At 42.6% G+C, this 17,698-nt stretch carries 17 protein-coding genes and 1 riboswitch; of the genes, 16 read left to right on the top strand and 1 reads right to left on the bottom strand.

Annotated elements, in window-relative coordinates; genetic code table 11:
* The first annotated feature begins 1 nt into the window (after position 1).
* The 8 genes from pyrE (at position 2) to LC033_RS03590 (ending at position 6,741) form a co-directional block, all read left to right on the top strand.
* The gene (gene pyrE, locus LC033_RS03625; RefSeq protein WP_226566904.1) at positions 2-640 is read left to right on the top strand and encodes an orotate phosphoribosyltransferase; all 639 of its coding nucleotides are present in this window, start codon (positions 2-4) and stop codon (positions 638-640) included.
* Between the two features lie 137 nt (positions 641-777).
* Positions 778-880: riboswitch (SAM riboswitch) on the top strand.
* A gap of 160 nt (positions 881-1,040) precedes the next feature.
* A complete protein-coding gene (locus tag LC033_RS03620; RefSeq protein WP_226566903.1) occupies positions 1,041-1,742 on the top strand; it encodes a phosphoadenylyl-sulfate reductase in 702 nt (233 codons plus the stop codon).
* A gap of 13 nt (positions 1,743-1,755) precedes the next feature.
* The gene (cysP, locus tag LC033_RS03615) at positions 1,756-2,820 is read left to right on the top strand and encodes a sulfate permease (protein ID WP_226566902.1); all 1,065 of its coding nucleotides are present in this window, start codon (positions 1,756-1,758) and stop codon (positions 2,818-2,820) included.
* Between the two features lie 57 nt (positions 2,821-2,877).
* Entirely contained in the window at positions 2,878-4,014 is a 1,137-nt protein-coding gene (sat, locus tag LC033_RS03610; RefSeq protein WP_226566901.1) for a sulfate adenylyltransferase, read from the top strand.
* 13 nt (positions 4,015-4,027) lie between these two features.
* Entirely contained in the window at positions 4,028-4,621 is a 594-nt protein-coding gene (gene cysC / locus LC033_RS03605; RefSeq protein ID WP_226566900.1) for an adenylyl-sulfate kinase, read from the top strand.
* Positions 4,622-4,649: 28 nt separating this feature from the next.
* Positions 4,650-5,405 carry a uroporphyrinogen-III C-methyltransferase gene (cobA, locus tag LC033_RS03600; protein ID WP_226566968.1) on the top strand — a complete coding sequence of 252 codons (756 nt, stop codon included), beginning with the start codon at positions 4,650-4,652 and terminating at the stop codon, positions 5,403-5,405.
* A gap of 66 nt (positions 5,406-5,471) precedes the next feature.
* On the top strand, positions 5,472-6,257 hold the full coding sequence (locus tag LC033_RS03595; RefSeq protein ID WP_226566899.1) for a sirohydrochlorin chelatase: 786 nt from the start codon (positions 5,472-5,474) through the stop codon (positions 6,255-6,257).
* On the top strand, positions 6,238-6,741 hold the full coding sequence (locus tag LC033_RS03590) for a precorrin-2 dehydrogenase/sirohydrochlorin ferrochelatase family protein (protein ID WP_226566898.1): 504 nt from the start codon (positions 6,238-6,240) through the stop codon (positions 6,739-6,741). The genes LC033_RS03595 and LC033_RS03590 overlap by 20 nt, the downstream gene beginning before the upstream one ends.
* A 29-nt stretch (positions 6,742-6,770) precedes the next feature.
* Here LC033_RS03590 and LC033_RS03585 read toward each other — a convergent pair whose 3' ends face one another.
* Positions 6,771-8,480, bottom strand: coding sequence for an Rqc2 family fibronectin-binding protein (locus tag LC033_RS03585; protein WP_226566897.1), 1,710 nt, complete (start codon positions 8,478-8,480; stop codon positions 6,771-6,773).
* A 165-nt stretch (positions 8,481-8,645) separates the two neighbouring features.
* Between LC033_RS03585 and LC033_RS03580 the strand changes: the two genes are divergently transcribed.
* The 8 genes from LC033_RS03580 to def all read left to right on the top strand — a co-directional run bounded on the left by LC033_RS03580 (position 8,646) and on the right by def (position 17,695).
* Entirely contained in the window at positions 8,646-11,321 is a 2,676-nt protein-coding gene (locus LC033_RS03580) for a calcium-translocating P-type ATPase, SERCA-type (protein WP_226566896.1), read from the top strand.
* A gap of 83 nt (positions 11,322-11,404) precedes the next feature.
* Positions 11,405-12,280 (top strand): YicC/YloC family endoribonuclease, encoded by an 876-nt coding sequence (locus LC033_RS03575; RefSeq protein WP_226566895.1) that lies wholly within the window; start codon positions 11,405-11,407, stop codon positions 12,278-12,280.
* A 76-nt stretch (positions 12,281-12,356) separates the two neighbouring features.
* Positions 12,357-12,626 carry an extracellular matrix/biofilm regulator RemA gene (gene remA / locus LC033_RS03570; protein WP_008344898.1) on the top strand — a complete coding sequence of 90 codons (270 nt, stop codon included), beginning with the start codon at positions 12,357-12,359 and terminating at the stop codon, positions 12,624-12,626.
* A gap of 9 nt (positions 12,627-12,635) precedes the next feature.
* Positions 12,636-13,250, top strand: coding sequence for a guanylate kinase (gene gmk / locus LC033_RS03565; RefSeq protein WP_226566894.1), 615 nt, complete (start codon positions 12,636-12,638; stop codon positions 13,248-13,250).
* Between the two features lie 3 nt (positions 13,251-13,253).
* The gene (gene rpoZ, locus LC033_RS03560; protein WP_226566893.1) at positions 13,254-13,457 is read left to right on the top strand and encodes a DNA-directed RNA polymerase subunit omega; all 204 of its coding nucleotides are present in this window, start codon (positions 13,254-13,256) and stop codon (positions 13,455-13,457) included.
* A 117-nt stretch (positions 13,458-13,574) separates the two neighbouring features.
* Entirely contained in the window at positions 13,575-14,792 is a 1,218-nt protein-coding gene (coaBC, locus tag LC033_RS03555; RefSeq protein ID WP_226566892.1) for a bifunctional phosphopantothenoylcysteine decarboxylase/phosphopantothenate--cysteine ligase CoaBC, read from the top strand.
* Positions 14,789-17,197, top strand: a complete 2,409-nt coding sequence (priA, locus tag LC033_RS03550; RefSeq protein WP_226566891.1) for a primosomal protein N' — start codon at positions 14,789-14,791, stop codon at positions 17,195-17,197. The genes coaBC and priA overlap by 4 nt, the downstream gene beginning before the upstream one ends.
* Before the next feature lie 15 nt (positions 17,198-17,212).
* Positions 17,213-17,695 (top strand): peptide deformylase, encoded by a 483-nt coding sequence (def, locus tag LC033_RS03545; protein ID WP_226566890.1) that lies wholly within the window; start codon positions 17,213-17,215, stop codon positions 17,693-17,695.
* The last annotated feature ends 3 nt before the right edge of the window (positions 17,696-17,698 follow it).

Here is a 17,698-nt window from a genome sequence, read left to right as displayed (position 1 = left end):
GATGAAAACGAAAATTGCTCAACATCTATTGCAAATCAAAGCTGTCGCATTAAAACCAGACGAACCGTTTACATGGGCTAGCGGCATCAAATCACCGATTTACTGTGACAATCGCCTGACCTTGTCGTACCCAGAAGTGAGACAGGACATTGCTGATGGACTAAAAAATCTGATTCTTACTCATTTCGAGGGAGCGGAGGTGGTCTCAGGTACTGCAACAGCAGGCATTCCGCATGCGGCATTAGCGGCAGACCGTCTGAACGTTCCGATGTGTTATGTCAGAAGTAAGCCAAAGGCACACGGTAAAGGGAATCAAATTGAAGGGGCCGTATCGTTTGGCCAAAAGGTTGTCGTTGTAGAAGACCTCATTTCAACTGGGGGCAGTGTCCTTGAAGTTGTCGCTGCACTTCAAGAAGAAGGCTGTGACGTACTTGGCGTTGTGGCTATTTTCACATACGGACTGCCAAAGGCAGTTGCTGCTTTTCAGAAAAAAAACATTCCATATGTCACACTAACAGACTATGACACACTGATAGAAGTGGCTCTAGAGCTAAAAGCAATCGATCCTTCGGCTATGAATAAATTAAAACGCTGGAGACAAGATCCTTCCTCTGCATCTTGGATGGAAGAAACGGTCTAAAAGCTGTGCCTAGCTGCATAGCTTTTTCATTTGGTTAAAATAGTAAAATAGACTCAAATTCCAATGAAAACTAATCCTATCAATAAAGTCGGGTTGACTTTTATTGGAATTGTGTTAATATTTAATACAAATTAAAACTCTTATCCAGAGAGGTGGAGGGACTGGCCCGATGAAGCCCGGCAACCTGCAATTAGCAAGGTGCTACTTCCTGCAAAATGATTCTGTTTTGAAAGATAAGGAAACCGTAAGCTTCCTCATCTTTCTTTCGGACTGAAAGAAAGTTTTTTTATTTTAACAATGAGGTGGAAGAACAATTGATGTAAGTAGAGAAAAATGAAAAAGTTAGATGAAAGTAGTGCGAGCGATTCAAGATGACGAGTACTCCGGAAGGGGAGAAACAATGTTAACTTATGAAAATTGGCAAGAGCCGTCCATTACGTTTCAAGAGGAAGATTTGTATAAAGAAACCCTATCCGTGCTGAAATGGGCGTACGGTCATTATGGTGATCAACTTGTTTATGCATGCAGTTTTGGCATTGAGGGCATTGTCCTAATCGATTTAATTGCGAAAGTCAAAAAGGATGCGAGAATTGTCTTTTTAGATACAGGTCTACATTTCAAGGAAACATACGACACAATTGATGCAATTATGGAAAGATACTCCGGTTTAGACATCGTGCTGAAAACACCTGAGCTGACGGTTGAACAGCAAAACGAGCAGCATGGTGATAAATTATGGGAAACAAATCCTCAAAGCTGCTGCCATATGCGGAAGGTCATTCCTTTGCAAGGAGCACTATCTGACTTTCCGGCATGGCTTTCTGGCTTAAGAAGAGAGCAATCACCAAAACGAGCTGGTACTAAATTTTTAAATAAGGATGAAAAATTTAAATCAGTGAAAGTATGCCCGCTCATTCATTGGACGTGGAAGGACATATGGAGATATGCGTCTAGAGAGAATCTTCCTTATAATCTGCTTCATGACCAAGGATATCCTAGTATTGGCTGTGCACCATGTACACAGCCTGCCTTCACTGCAGATGATTTGCGTTCTGGAAGATGGTCAGGTACAGCAAAGACAGAGTGCGGATTACATGAGTAAGGGAGCATAATCTATGGAAATCGCCGCAATTTTATTTAGCTTATTCTTTGCTTTAAATATTGGCGCAAGCGGAGCAGCTGCTTCTATGGGGATAGCGTATGGATCGGGTGCCATTCAAAAGCCGATTTATGCACTTAGCGTTTGTGCAGCTGGAATTTTAGCAGGTTCAGTGATTGGCGGAGTTGAGGTCGTCAAAACAATCAGCTCTGGGATTATGCCAGAATCTGTGATTACACTTGAAATCGTTTGTATTATCATTGGCTCCGCTGCATTATCACTCTTCATAGCTAACTTATTGGCCATCCCTTTATCAACGAGTGAGGTCACAGTAGGGGCTGTCGTTGGTGTTGCGGTCGCATATAAAGTATTATATGTGAAATTTATTTTAGTCATTGTGTCATTTTGGGTCATCATTCCAATTGTTGCTTTTGCGTTTACATTTGCTGTGGTCAAAATCATCAAAATGTTCCCTAAACGCCCATTATCAAAAAAAGGCACAGTGGTTTTATCGATCGTGTTAATCATCAGTGGGTTTCTAGAGGCATTTTCAGCTGGGATGAACAACGTTGCAAATGCTGTAGGTCCGCTTGTTTCTTCAGGCGTTTTGTCCATTGGTCAAGGGACACTTTATGGCGGGGCCTTCGTTGCACTAGGTGCTCTTTTTCTTGGTAGAAGAGTACTTGAAACAAACGGAAAGAAAATCACCCGCTATCAAACAGGTGAAGGAATTTTGTTATCTAGTACTGGTGCTGGACTTGTGATCGTCAGCTCTATTTTTGGGTTGCCAGTTCCACTTACCCAAATCACCTCCTCGTCCATTATTGGCCTCGGGATGGCTAAGGATGGACCGAACATTTTCCATAAGCATGTCGTGAAAAAAATGCTGAAGGTCTGGGTTGTGTCACCCTTCTTATCACTTAGCCTATCATATTTGCTGGTAAGCCTTTTCTTAAAAGAAGACTACTATTCAATTTTTATCATGATAAGTGTACTGCTTGCATCACTCGGTGCGTTGAGTCTGATGAAGGCAGTCAAAAATGAAAGCAGCTCTATACATGAACAGGGCGGCGGGATTTAATCTCAAATCCGACTATTAACATCTAATAAATATGAAAATTGAGAGGAAGATGAACAAATGAGTTTAACACCACATGGTGGCGTATTAATTAATCGAATAAATGAAGGATATGATCTCAGCACAGTTGCGAAAGAAATTGAACTGGATGCCATCTCTTTTGCAGACCTTGAACTCATTGCAATTGGTGGGTACAGTCCAATTGAAGGGTTTTTGACAAAAGCAGATTACGAAGCAGTTGTCAGCAGTATGCGACTTGCAAGTGGTGTCGTTTGGTCTCTTCCTATTACGCTGCCAGTTACAAAGGAAAAGGCAGAGGAGATCAATCAAGGTGATATTTTACGTCTATCGTACAATGGAACCGTATACGGGGTCATTGAAGTAGAAGATCAATATACACCAGATAAGGAAAAAGAAGCTGTGAATGTGTATAAAACCGATGACCGGAATCATCCTGGGGTGAAAAAATTATTTGAGCGCGGGGACACGTATATTGGTGGTAAAATTACACTGACGAAACGAAGCGAAAAACCATTCCCTCAGTTTACGTATGAGCCAGAAGAAACAAGAAGACATTTTAAAGAAAACGGATGGAAAACGATTGTTGGTTTCCAAACGAGAAACCCAGTCCACCGTGCCCATGAATATATTCAAAAAACAGCACTAGAAACAGTAGATGGCTTATTTTTAAATCCGCTTGTTGGTGAAACAAAATCCGATGATATTCCAGCAGATGTTAGGATGAAAAGCTATCAAGTGTTATTGAACGGTTATTATCCAAAAGATCGCGTCTTTTTAGGTGTTTTTCCTGCTGCAATGCGTTATGCTGGACCAAAGGAAGCGATATTTCATGCGCTTGTCCGTAAAAATTATGGCTGCACACACTTTATTGTCGGTAGAGATCATGCAGGTGTGGGCGATTATTACGGCACATACGAGGCGCAGGAACTATTTGATCAATTTACGAGTGAAGAGATCGGTATCACCCCTTTAAAATTTGAACATAGCTTCTATTGCAATACATGTGAAGCGATGGCAACGCCAAAAACGTGCCCGCACGATAAAAGCGAGCATGTCATTCTTTCAGGTACCAAGGTTCGAACAATGCTTAGAAACGGTGAATTACCCCCGAGTACGTTCAGCCGAAAAGAAGTCATTGAAACATTAATCAAAGGATTAAAAAAGACGGTATCTTAAAGGAGTGTATGACATGAGTAACGAACATATCGTGTGGCATGATTCATCTATTACAAAAAAAGAATATCAACAGAAAAATAATCATACAAGCGGCATCATTTGGCTCACTGGTCTAAGTGGTTCAGGTAAATCGACGATCGCAAACGCAGCGGCTAGAGAGCTGTTTGAACAGGGCTATCAAGTCACAGTTCTTGATGGAGACAACGTACGACATGGACTCAATAAAGATTTAGGATTTTCAGATGACGATAGAAAAGAGAACATTCGGCGGATAGGAGAAGTGGCGAAACTATTTGTTGCGCAAGGGACAATTGTCATCACTGCCTTTATTTCACCATTTCAAGAAGATCGCCAAATTGTCCGACAATTAGTCGAAGATGGGGAATTTCACGAAGTGTTTTTGAAATGTGATCTCAATGTGTGTGAAGAGCGTGATCCAAAGGGGTTATATAAAAAAGCAAGAAACGGCGAAATTCTATTTTTCACTGGAATTGATTCACCGTACGAAGAACCAGCTTCACCTGAGCTTGTCCTAGATACAGGTGAATTGTCACGCGAGGAATCCAAACAGCACCTTGTTGATTATGTAAAGGAAACGACGAAATAATCGCCTGATGGCAGGGGGAGAAAGCATGATGGGGAAAGTATACATTGTTGGTGCGGGACCGGGTGATCCAGACTTAATTACATTAAAGGCCCATAAAACAATACAGCAGGCAGATGTCATTTTGTATGATCGTCTTGTCAATCAAGAGATTCTCGCCCACGCCAAACCTGAGGCGGAATTGATATATTGTGGAAAGCTGCCAAATCACCATACGATGAGACAGGAAGCCATCAATGAAGCGATTGTTGCTCATGCAAAAGAAGGGAACGTTGTCGTTCGTTTGAAAGGCGGCGACCCCTTTGTATTTGGCCGTGGCGGTGAAGAAATAGAGTGCTTAGCTGAGCACGGTATCATGTATGAGGTCATCCCAGGGATTACATCTGGTATTGCAGCGGCTGCTTATGCGGGTATTCCTGTGACGCATCGTGAATTCAGCTCAAATGTCGCCTTTGTCACAGGACATTATCAAAAGGATGAACAATTTGAAGAAAAGTGGGAGGCGCTGGCAACAGGCATTGATACTCTTGTGATCTATATGGGAGTCAAAAACGTGGAAAGAGTGCAGCGGCTTCTGCTGAAAAATGGACGTAATCCTGACACACCAGCTGCTTTCATTCACTGGGGAACCACTACTAGGCAAAAGACGACTTGCTGCACGGTGGCTACGCTGTCTGAAACAGTTGAAAAAGAAGGAATCGAGCATCCGAGTTTGATTGTTGTAGGAGAAGTTGTTCATTTTCATCAAAAGCTCAGCTGGTTTGAACCTGCACTGGTTGAAAAATGAGATGAAGGGGAAAAACACGTGGATATATCTTGTCTTTTCGTCTGATCAAAATTAAGGAGGGGTCAAATGAAACAAGCTGTACTTTATGTTGGGCATGGAAGCAGGGTAAAAGAAGCACAAGATAAAGCTATTTCTTTTATGAGAAGCTGTATGCCGTTAGTTGAAGCAGATATACAAGAGATTTGTTTTTTAGAGTTGAATGAGCCTTATATAGAAGAAGGGTTTGAAATCTGCGTGAAAAAAGGAGCAACACACATAGCGATAGTCCCGCTCCTCTTATTAACTGCCGTTCATGCGAAATCAGATATCCCAGTCGAGATTGAGAAAGTAAAAAAACGATTCCCCCAAGTCAAGGTGACATACGGAAGACCAATTGGCGTGAATCAAGAAGTCACAAAAGCCGTTGTAGTAAGGATTGAAGAGGCAGGTTATCGAGGTGAGAGAGCAAGGATCCTCTTAGTTGGCCGCGGTAGCTCTGATCCGGATGTGAAGCGGGACGTATTTGGCATTGCAGACGACGTCCGAAGCATGCTGCCTCGTACAGAGGTTCTCCCATGTTTTATTACGGCATGTGAGCCAAATTATCGAGACGTTCTAGCGCAGTTAACGTTAGATGAGCATAAGCCTGTGTATATCATTCCTTACCTTTTGTTTACGGGCATTTTAATGAAAGAGATTGAAAGTGAAGTAGATCAGGCGAGAGAACGGCTTCAGGATGTCCGTTTATGCCGGTATATTGGATTTCATCCCCATGTGAAAGCCGCTTATATGGAACGCGTGAAAGAAACCATTTTAAACAAAGAGGATGTGTTTCGTTTTCAAGGAGAAGGCCATGCTTCCAATCAATCTTGATCTAACTAATAAACAAGTGCTCATCGCTGGCGGCGGATCGGTAGCGGCAAGAAGGGCGAATGCATTAGGTACAGAGTCTTGTAGCGTCACGGTCGTTAGTCCTCACATTTGTGATGAGATGGCGCGTATCATTGATACATATGAGCTGAATTGGAAGGAAAAAAAGGTGAGCGCTGAAGATCTAAAAGGTGCATTCTTCATTGTTGCTGCAACAAACGACCCTGCAGTGAACGAATGGATCACGCAAACAGCGCAGCCTCATCAGCTTGTCAATTGTGTCAGTCAATCAGAGCTCGGTAATGTGATCATGCCAAAGGTTGTCAAAGCAGGAAAAGTGACGATTTCAGTATCAACGAGCGGGGCAAGCCCTACTCGGACAAAGCAGCTGGCTTCAGCGATTGAGAATCTGCTTGAACAAGAAGATGTAGATGCCCTTGATGCCCTCTATGTGGAAAGGAAAACACGACAGAGAAAAAGCCGATAAAATCTTATTTAAGATTTTATCGGCTTTTTTTATGTTCGCAGCTTTAGTACAACATCTTTATCAGGCGTGACAAATAATGTTTGCTGCTGATCATACGTAACAAAGCCAGGCTTTGCTCCGTTTGGTTTTTTCACATGCCGAATGGTCGTATAATCCACAGGGACAGAGCTTGACTCCTGTGCCTTAGAGAAATAGGCAGCAATTTGAGCGGCTTCAAGCAAGGTTTGTTCGTCAGGTGCTTGATGGCGTATGACGACATGTGATCCAGGAATATCCTTTGTGTGCAGCCAAATGTCATCACGAGCAGCAGCCTTTGTGGTCAAATACTCGTTTTGTTTGTTGTTTTTTCCCACCAAAATTGGAATGCCTTGAGAAGATTCATACGTTTCCAGTTGAATGGCCGACGGTTTTTTCTTTTTGGCGTGACGTTTTTGTTTGGGGCGTAAATATTTTCCTTCAACAAGCTCTTCTCTCATTTCCTCTAAATCTTTTGGTGAGGCAGAGGACAGCTGCTGGATCAGCTCTTCAAAATAAATAATTTCTTCATGTGTCCGCTCGATTTGTTCATTTACCGCCTCTACTGCATTTTTTGCCTTTTGATATTTTGTAAAATATGCCTGCGCATTTTCAGAAGGGGTTTTGTTTGTTTTTAGCGGTATCGTGATCTCTCTGCCTTCTTCATCGTAATAATTGATGACAGTCGCTTCTTTATCACCTTTTTTAATGGCATATAAATTGGCTGTTAACAATTCACCATAGAGCTGGTACTTATGTGCCTTTTGGGATTCTTCAAAGGTTCTTTTTAGTTTTTTCAGCTTGTTTTCATTTTTCTTCTTTTCATTCACAACAAACCGTTCCAGGTCAGCCGCCTGCTGTTTGACTCTGTCCCTCTCAGCTTTTCCAAAATAAAAGCGATCAAGCAGCTGGCTAAGAGAATCGAACGTCTTCATGTCGCCACTTACATGCTGAAGTTCTAATAAATAAAAGTACTCTTTGCCATTTTTTCTTGTGAACTGCGGTATAAAGGACTGAGTCCGTATAAGCTGGAACATATCTAGCAGTGTATTTGGAATCGTTTCCTGATTAGCAAGGCCAGCTCTGTGAACGGCTTCCTTTGCAAACAGAGGAGAAACTCCAGAGAATGTGTCGACAATTTGATTGGCAATTTTCCCTTCTTGAAAACGCAAATGCTTTAAAATATCACCCTTCGTCACTTCAAAAGGATTCAATTTTTGCTGTGCGGGCGGCAGAAGGTATTCATGACCTGGCAGCACCGTTCGATAGCTGTTCACGGATGGAGAAAGATGTTTCAGACCGTCAATGATCTGCTGCGTTTCGTCCTCAACAAGAATCAAATTACTGTGCCGGCCCATGATTTCAATATATAGCTTTCGGGTCTGTTCATCGCCAATTTCATTTCGGCTTCGTACGTGAAGCACGATGACCCGGTCAAATCCAACCTGTTCAAAACGTTCAATGAATCCGCCCTCAAGATGCTTTCGCAGGAGCATACAAAACATTGGAGGCTCACTTGGATTATCGTAATGATGCTCAGTGAGCTGCACTCTCGCATAGCTCGGATGAGCCGATAAAAGGAGCTTATGATTTCTCCCGTTTGCTCGGATATGAAAAATGAGCTCGTGCTTATATGGCTGATGTATTTTTGAAATTCTCCCGCCAGTTAAAGTGTCTTGTAATTCATTTGTCATACCGTATGTAAAAATGCCGTCAAATGACATGTTGGATACACCCTCTTCTTTCACACAAATCTACTGAAAGAACCTTACGCTTTCTCGTTCTTTAGGCAGTCTTATTATTATAGCATGATTTAGGACGAGTCTGAATAAACTGGCTTATAGAACACTGCATATGAGAGAGAACAAAAGAGGAGTGGGCGAGGTCAAATGAATTGGCATGAACTGAACCAAACCGATTTATTAAAAACAATGAATACATCGATAGGTGACGGACTGTCAGAAAAAGATGTACAAAAGCGGCTTGAAAAGCACGGGCCAAATGAATTGCAGGAAGGGAAAAAGGCGTCGGCTTTGATCCTCTTTTTAGCACAATTTAAAGACTTTATGGTGTTAATCTTGCTTGCGGCAACGATCATTTCTGCTTTTTTAGGTGAATACATTGATGCTGTGGCGATTATAGCGATTGTTCTCATTAATGGTGTACTCGGCTTTTACCAGGAGCGCCGGGCGGAAAAATCCCTACAAGCGCTAAAGGAATTATCAACTCCGCATGTGTATGCAAGGAGAAACAATGAGTGGGTCAAAATCCCGTCGAAACACCTCGTACCAGGGGATATTGTGAAGTTTTCAAGCGGGGACCGGATTGGGGCAGATATCAGATTACTAGAAACAAAGAGTTTAGAGATCGAAGAATCAGCCCTCACTGGAGAGTCCATCCCAGCGGTCAAACATGCAAGTCCACTTTCACGAGTCCATGTATCGCTTGGAGATTTGACGAACATGGCCTTTATGGGAACGCTTGTCACTAGAGGAAGCGGTGTGGGTATTGTCATCGGTACAGGAATGAATACAGCCATGGGACAAATAGCGGGTATGCTGGATACCGCAGGTAATATGGAAACACCGCTGCAAAGACGTCTCGAACAGCTAGGGAAAATCCTGATTGTTGCTGCTTTATTTTTAACTGTGCTCGTTGTTGTTCTTGGCGTGGTGCAAGGACATGATTTGTATCATATGTTCTTAGCGGGTGTCTCTCTCGCTGTTGCTGCCATTCCAGAAGGACTGCCGGCTATTGTAACCGTCGCACTTTCATTAGGTGTGCAGCGGATGATTAAACAAAAATCAATTGTCAGAAAGCTCCCTGCAGTGGAAACACTCGGCTGCGCCTCTATCATTTGCTCTGACAAAACAGGAACAATGACGCAAAATAAAATGACAGTGACACATGTGTGGGCAGAGGGGAAAACGTGGAATATTTCTGGCACAGGCTATGAGCCGTCTGGTGATTTCACCTTAAATGGAGAACTTGTCCATGTTGACAAACACCCAAGCCTACAAAAGGTTTTATTATATGGAGCGCTTTGTAATACATCGACCATCGTTGAAAAAGATGGGGAGATGAGGCTTGATGGAGATCCAACAGAAGGGGCACTTCTAACCGCAGCGCGTAAAGCGGGGTTTACTGAGCAATTTATAGAAGCAGGGTTTCACGTAGTAGAGGAGTTTCCTTTTGACTCAGAAAGAAAAATGATGTCAGTCGTCATAGAAACCAATGAGAAAGAGCGGTATGTTATTGCAAAAGGTGCGCCAGATGTGCTGATGAACCGTTCAAGTCATATCATGCACGGAGGACGCACAGCCTCTTTCACTCAAACCCATCGACAAGAAACAGAAGCCGCCATTCAAGGCTTAGCAAGGCAAGCACTGAGAACCATAGCCATTGCGTATAAAAAAGTTGGTCTGAAAGAAAAAATCACATCTGTTCAGCAGGCTGAAATGGATTTAACGTTTATCGGGTTAGAGGGCATGATCGATCCACCTCGTCCTGAAGTTAGGCGAGCCATCAAAGAATGCCGGGATGCTGGAATTAAAACCGTTATGATTACAGGAGATCACGTAGAAACAGCCAAAGCCATTGCAAAGGACTTGAGCCTTTTACCAAAGCAAGGAAAGGTGCTTGACGGGAAAGCGTTGGATCAGCTTAGTGACAAAAAGCTTGAGCAAATGGCTGAAAATGTATACGTCTTTGCCCGGGTATCTCCAGAGCATAAGCTGAGAATTGTGAAGGCCTACCAAAAAAATGGCCATATTGTGGCGATGACAGGTGATGGAGTCAATGATGCGCCCGCGATTAAACAGGCAGATATCGGAATATCAATGGGCATCACCGGAACAGACGTAGCCAAAGAAGCTTCCTCCCTCATTTTACTTGATGACAATTTTGCGACCATTAAATCCGCCATTAAAGAGGGACGGAATATTTACGAAAACATTCGCAAATTTGTCCGCTATTTGCTTGCCTCAAATGTTGGAGAAATTTTGGTTATGCTGTTTGCGATGCTCCTTGCGCTTCCGCTTCCTCTCGTTCCCATTCAAATTCTATGGGTAAACCTTGTGACAGACGGTCTACCAGCTATGGCACTTGGAATGGATAAGCCAGAAGGCGATGTGATGAAGAGAAAGCCGCGGAACATGAAAGAGGGAATTTTTGCGAGGGGGCTTGGCTGGAAGGTCATATCAAGGGGCTTCCTCATCGGGCTAGCCACCCTATTAGCATTTATGTTTGTATATTACCGCGATCCAAACGAACTGCAATATGCACAGACTGTCGCATTTAGCACGCTTGTGTTGGCGCAGCTCATTCATGTATTTGACTGCCGCAGTGAACGATCTATTTTTGAACGTAATCCATTTGGGAATATATACTTAATCGGAGCTGTTTTGTCATCTCTTCTTCTGATGTTTGTGGTTATTTATTATCCGCCTCTTCAGCCAATTTTCAAAACGGTGGCAATTGCACCATTTGATTGGCTGCTGATTATCGGTATGTCCGCACTGCCAACTTTTTTACTGGCAGGATCACTTTTGACAAGAAAAAAATAATTCGTTATGGTATAATTTTGAGGTAATAGTGTCTTCTATTACCTTTTTCATTTTATTCTTATGAAAGAATTGGGTGTTTTGACATGATACGCAGTATGACGGGATTCGGCCAAGCGAGTAAAACCGATGAAGAACTGACAGTGTCAGTCGAGCTAAAATCGGTCAATCACCGTTTTAAAGAGGTTCATGCCCGTTTGCCGAGGCCGCTTTTATATTTAGAAGATACATTGAAAAAAATCATTCTTCGTCACGTTCAGCGTGGTAGAATTGAGCTGTTTGTTACGATTGAAGGCGGTAAACTAGCAAGCCGGTCTCTTCAGATTGACTGGTCGCTTCTTGATGAATACATGAAAGCCGCAAAGGACCTCGCGGACCGCTATCACATTTCTGGCATCAAGCATGCACATGACTTACTTGAGCTGGAACATGCCGTTCAGGTAGAAGAGTCGGTCAGCCGAAATGAGCAGCTGGAGCATTTGCTGATAGAAGCCTGTGAAACTGCTGTCGAGGAGCTTTGCTTCATGAGGGAGCAAGAGGGGACATCTCTTCAAAAAGATTGTGAGCTCAGACTATCTGAACTAGAGGCCTATACAGAAGAAATAAAAGAATTTGCACCAGAGGTTGTGAGTCAGTACAAAGAGCGATTGAATCAAAGATTGCAAGAATGGATCGGAGAGGCGCTTGAAGAAAACCGGCTAGTCACAGAGGCTGCCATTTTTGCTGATCGATGTGACATTACGGAAGAGATCACGAGATTAAAAAGTCATTTCCAGCAATTTCAGCAAATCCTGACGCAAGGCGGCGCTGTCGGCCGGAAACTTGACTTTCTTGTACAGGAGCTCAACCGTGAAGTGAACACCATTGGATCAAAAGCGAACCATCACCATTTAACAAAGCTGGTGGTTGAAATGAAAAGTGCTATTGAAAAAATAAAAGAACAAGTGCAAAATATAGAATAGTCATTGTGTATGCTGTTTACAGTGCGTCTCTTTCGGGGAGACTAGAGACGTTTATATTACAGGGGGACGAAAGAAGATGACCATAAAGTTGATCAATATCGGATTTGGAAACATCATTTCAGCGAACCGGATGATTTCGATCGTCAGTCCAGAATCAGCACCGATTAAACGAATGATACAAGACGCAAGAGATCGAGGCATGCTCATAGATGCTACATACGGAAGAAGAACCCGTGCTGTTGTCATTATGGACAGTGACCATGTCATTTTATCTGCCGTTCAGCCTGAGACTGTTGCGCAAAGACTTTCTGTAAAAGAAGAAATCATAGATGAAGGGCAGGGGTAATACGCCATTATGAAAGAAAGAGGACTTTTAATCGTTCTCTCTGGACCTTCGGGAGTTGGAAAAGGAACGGTCAGACAAGCCATTTTCTCCCAAGAAGATACGAAATTTGAATACTCTATTTCTGTGACGACGCGCAAACCGCGTGAAGGTGAAAGAAATGGTGTCGATTATTTTTTTAAAACCAGGGAAGAATTTGAAGATATGATTAAAAACAAAAAGCTGTTAGAATGGGCAGAATATGTAGAGAATTACTACGGTACGCCTGTTGACTATGTTGAACAGACACTAAGCGAAGGAAAAGATGTTTTCCTTGAGATCGAAGTGCAGGGTGCACTTCAAGTAAGAGAGGCATTCCCAGAAGGACTTTTTATCTTCCTTGCACCGCCTAGTCTTTCAGAGCTTCAAAACCGCATCATTACACGTGGTACAGAGTCTGAGGACCTCATTCGAAACCGAATGGCAGCTGCGAAAGAAGAGATTGAAATGATGGATGCTTACGACTATGTCGTTGAAAACGATGATGTCGAGCTTGCTTGTGAAAGAATCAAAGCGATCGTCCTTGCAGAGCACTTGCGAAGAGACAGAGTCGCACCAAGATATAAAAAAATGCTGGGGGTAGAATAAACCATGTTAGATCCTTCAATTGACTCTTTGATGAACAAACTTGATTCAAAATATACGCTTGTGACAGTGTCTGCACGTCGGGCACGTGAAATGCAAATCCTTCAAGATCAACAAATCGAAAATACAAAGTCTTACAAATGTGTAGGGAAAGCACTTGAAGAAATCGACGCTGGTCTTTTGACATTTGAAAAAGAAGATCAAGAATAATCCATCGCTTCTGCAACGCAGATAGGGTACGTTCAAAAAAGTCAAAACTACGATTGGTTTTGACTTTTTTGAATTGTAACCGAATTTGTGAAAGAGGACGTTAAGGGGGACAAACAAATGTTACAGTCAAAAAATATTTTGCTCGGCGTCAGTGGAGGAATTGCCGTATATAAAACAGCAGCACTAACTAGTAAACTCATACAGGCAGGCGCAAATGTAAGAGTGATTATGACGGAGTCTGCCCGTGAGTTTGTGTCTCCGCTCACCTTTCAAGCCCTATCTCGGAATGAGGTCTATGTCGATACGTTTAAAGAGAACAATCCAAAAGTCATTGCACATATTGATGTCGCTGACTGGGCCGATCTCATTCTCGTTGCCCCTGCAACAGCACATACGATTGGAAAAATGGCTGCAGGACTCGCAGATGATATGCTGACAACCACCTTGCTTGCTTCAACAGCACCTGTATGGATCGCACCGGCGATGAATGTGCATATGTATGATCACCCAGCTGTGAAGCGGAACATTCGCACATTATATGAAGATGGATACCGGTTTATTGAGCCCAGTGAAGGCTATTTAGCCTGTGGATACATTGGAAAAGGGAGATTAGAGGAGCCTGAGAAGATCGTTGAGCATATTCGTGCGTTTTTCGAAGAGCCAAAAAGCTTGCCGTTTTCAGGGAAAAAAGTCGTGGTGACAGCAGGTCCTACTCGAGAGGTGATCGATCCTGTCCGTTTCTTTACAAATCGATCTACCGGCAAAATGGGCTATGCCATTGCAGAAGCTGCCCAGCAAATAGGAGCTGATGTGACGCTTATTTCAGGACCTGTTTCTTTGACTGCTCCTGACCATGTAGACGTGGTGCGCGTTGAATCGGCTGAGGACATGTATCAGGCTGCAATAGATGTGTACGAGGAAGCAGACATTGTGATTAAATCAGCAGCAGTTGCCGATTACACCCCTGTAACGAATTATTCTCACAAAATAAAAAAACAGGATGGCGCACTGGAGATTGAATTCATGCGGACAAAAGATATTTTAAAAGAGCTAGGGGAAAGAAAAGAGCATCAAGTGCTTGTCGGTTTTGCAGCTGAAACGCAGGACGTAGAATATTACGCAAAAAAGAAAATCCAATCCAAGCATTTAGATATGATTGTCGCGAACAATGTAACAGCAGAGGGTGCAGGCTTTGGCACGGATACAAATGTAGCTGCAATCATCAAAGCAGACGGAACAAAAAGAGAACTGCCGATGATGAGCAAAAAAGACCTCGCTTTTGAGATATTAAAGGAGGCAAAGCAGCTGTTGCCAGAAGAGCGTGATCGAGCATGATTACTGAAGTCATAGTGGATGTCACGACAAAAGCCGTTGATCGGCCATTTGATTATCGTGTGCCAGATCGGTTCAAAGACCTCGTTAAGGCAGGAATGAGGGTCGTCGTTCCTTTTGGTCCGAGAAAGATTCAAGGGTTTGTGACAAAAGTCAAAGATGTAACAGACGTAAAAACAGGAAACATCAAGGACATTGTGGATTTATTTGATTTATCTCCTGTTCTGACAGATGAGCTATTGGAGCTTTCCCACTGGCTGACGGAAAAAACATTGTCCTATCATAATACGGCTCTTCAATCAATGCTGCCAGCAGCAATGAAGGCCAAATATGAAAAAGAAATTCAGATGTTAGCAGATGAAGAACTTCCGCAGTCATTGAAAGAGCTTTTCGGTCAGCAAGAAAGTATTCTTTACGCTGACATCCCGCCTGAACAACTAAAACAGGTTCAAAAGCATGTCCAAAAAGGCCATCTAGAAATGAGATATCATGTCTCTCAAAAATCTGGAAAGAAAAAGGTTCGTACGCTTCAGGTCGCATTATCAAAAGAAAGGCTTGAAGAAAAGCAACAGCAGCTAAAGAAAAATGCGGTGAAACAAAAAGAATTGCTGTCCTTTTTACTTCATTCGAAGGAGACCACCTTTTTAGCAAAAGACTTACAGCAGCAAACAGGGGTGAGTTCTCAAACGCTAAAAACCTTTATTAAAGAAGGTCTGTTTACAGAAAGCTATGAAGAGATCTATCGAGATCCTTATAAAGACCGAGAGTTTACACAATCTGAATCACTCGATCTCACTACAGAGCAAGCAGAAGCGGCGAAACACATTCATCAAGCAGTGAGTGATCATAAGCACAAAACCTTTCTGCTTCACGGGGTGACAGGTAGCGGGAAAACGGAGATTTATTTACAAACCATTGATCATGTCCTTCAAAAAGGAAAAGAAGCGATCGTATTAGTTCCTGAAATCTCCTTAACCCCTCAAATGGTCCAGCGGTTTAAAGAACGATTTGGCTCAAATGTGGCTGTACTTCATAGCGGATTATCGACAGGGGAAAAATATGATGAATGGCGGAAAATTCACCGCAAGGAAGTCAAGCTTGTCGTAGGGGCAAGATCAGCTATTTTTGCGCCGTTTGAAAATCTAGGAATGATTATCATAGATGAAGAGCATGAATCTTCCTATAAACAAGAAGAAATGCCTCGTTACCATGCCAAGGATGTGGCGATTGAACGAGCAAGACGGCATCAATGTCCAGTAGTATTAGGAAGTGCAACACCATCGCTTGAGTCATATGTGCGTGCCAAAAAAGGTGTGTATACATTGCTAACACTAAAGCACCGCGTAAACCAGCAGCAATTGCCGCACGTGTCGTTAATTGATATGAGAGAAGAATTAAGGAATGGCAACCGGTCCATGTTTTCAGAAGAATTAATGAACCGATTAAAAGAGGTTCTTGAAAGGAAAGAACAAGCTGTCTTATTTTTGAATAAAAGAGGTTATTCATCCTTTGTGATGTGCCGTGATTGCGGATATGTGGAGCAATGTCCTCATTGCGAGATTTCTCTCACCTATCACCGCTATCAAAAACGACTAAAGTGTCATTATTGCGGTCATGAAGCCCCTGTACCCGTTGAATGTCCAGAATGCCATAGTGAACATATTCGCTATTTTGGTACAGGCACGCAGCGTGTTGAAGAAGAGCTCACAAAGGTATTGCCTGAAGCGAGGGTGATCCGAATGGATGTGGATACAACCTCTCGAAAAGGCGCGCATGAAAAGCTTTTAACCTCTTTTGGCAACAAAGAAGCGGATATTTTGCTAGGGACGCAGATGATTGCAAAAGGCCTAGATTTTCCAGATGTCACACTTGTCGGTGTACTGAGTGCGGATACGTCCCTTCATATCCCTGATTTTCGTGCAAGTGAAAAAACATTTCAGCTTCTCACGCAAGTCAGCGGAAGGGCGGGACGTCATGAAAAAGTGGGCTCAGTTATTATTCAATCGTATACGCCTTCGCACTATAGCATTGAATTAACAAAGCACCATGACTATGAAGCCTTTTATGAGCAGGAGATGCTGCATCGTCGTCAGCAGTCCTATCCGCCATTTTACTTTTTGGCAATGGTAACTGTATCACATGAAGAAGCGAAGAAGGCAGCACATGTCGCTGATAGCATTGTTCAGTTCCTGAAAATCAACTGTGCACCGAACACAAGAATCCTTGGACCGGCTGCATCTCCAATCGCTAAGATCAAAGATAGATATCGATATCAATGCGTGATAAAATACAAAAGGGAAAATGAACTGGCAAGTTTATTACGGAAAATACAAGATCATTATCAAAAAGAAATGGAACAAAAACAGTTGATGATTTCAATAGATATGAATCCATATATGATGATGTAAAACGGAGGGCTTTCAGTGGCAGTAAAACCAATAGTCATACATCCTGCAGAAGTGCTTGAACAAAAGACAGCGCTTGTCGATACTTATGATAAAAAGCTCAAAAAACTGCTAGATGATATGTACGATACAATGCTTGAGCTAGATGGAGTGGGACTTGCAGCTCCGCAAATTGGCATCTCAAAAAGAATCGCAGTTGTAGATATAGGAGAAGAATCTGACAGAATTGACTTAGTGAATCCCGAGATTCTTGAAGTGAAAGGAAGCCAAACAGACATTGAAGGCTGCCTGAGCTTTCCATCCTTATACGGCACTGTAGAAAGACCAAGTTATGTGAAGGTGAAAGCCTTTGATAAGAAAGGCAAACCATTTACAATAGAAGCAGAAGGATTTTTAGCAAGAGCATTATTGCACGAAATTGATCATTTAGACGGCGTATTATTCACGTCGAAAATCATTCAAACCTATACAGAAAAAGAACTTGCGGAAATGGAAGGGTGAAGA

Source organism: Bacillus stratosphericus (assembly GCF_020524495.1).
GTDB lineage: Bacteria > Bacillota > Bacilli > Bacillales > Bacillaceae > Bacillus > Bacillus stratosphericus_B.
The sequence above is the reverse complement of the archived record's forward strand: the minus strand, read 5'-3'. Positions and strand labels throughout refer to the sequence as shown.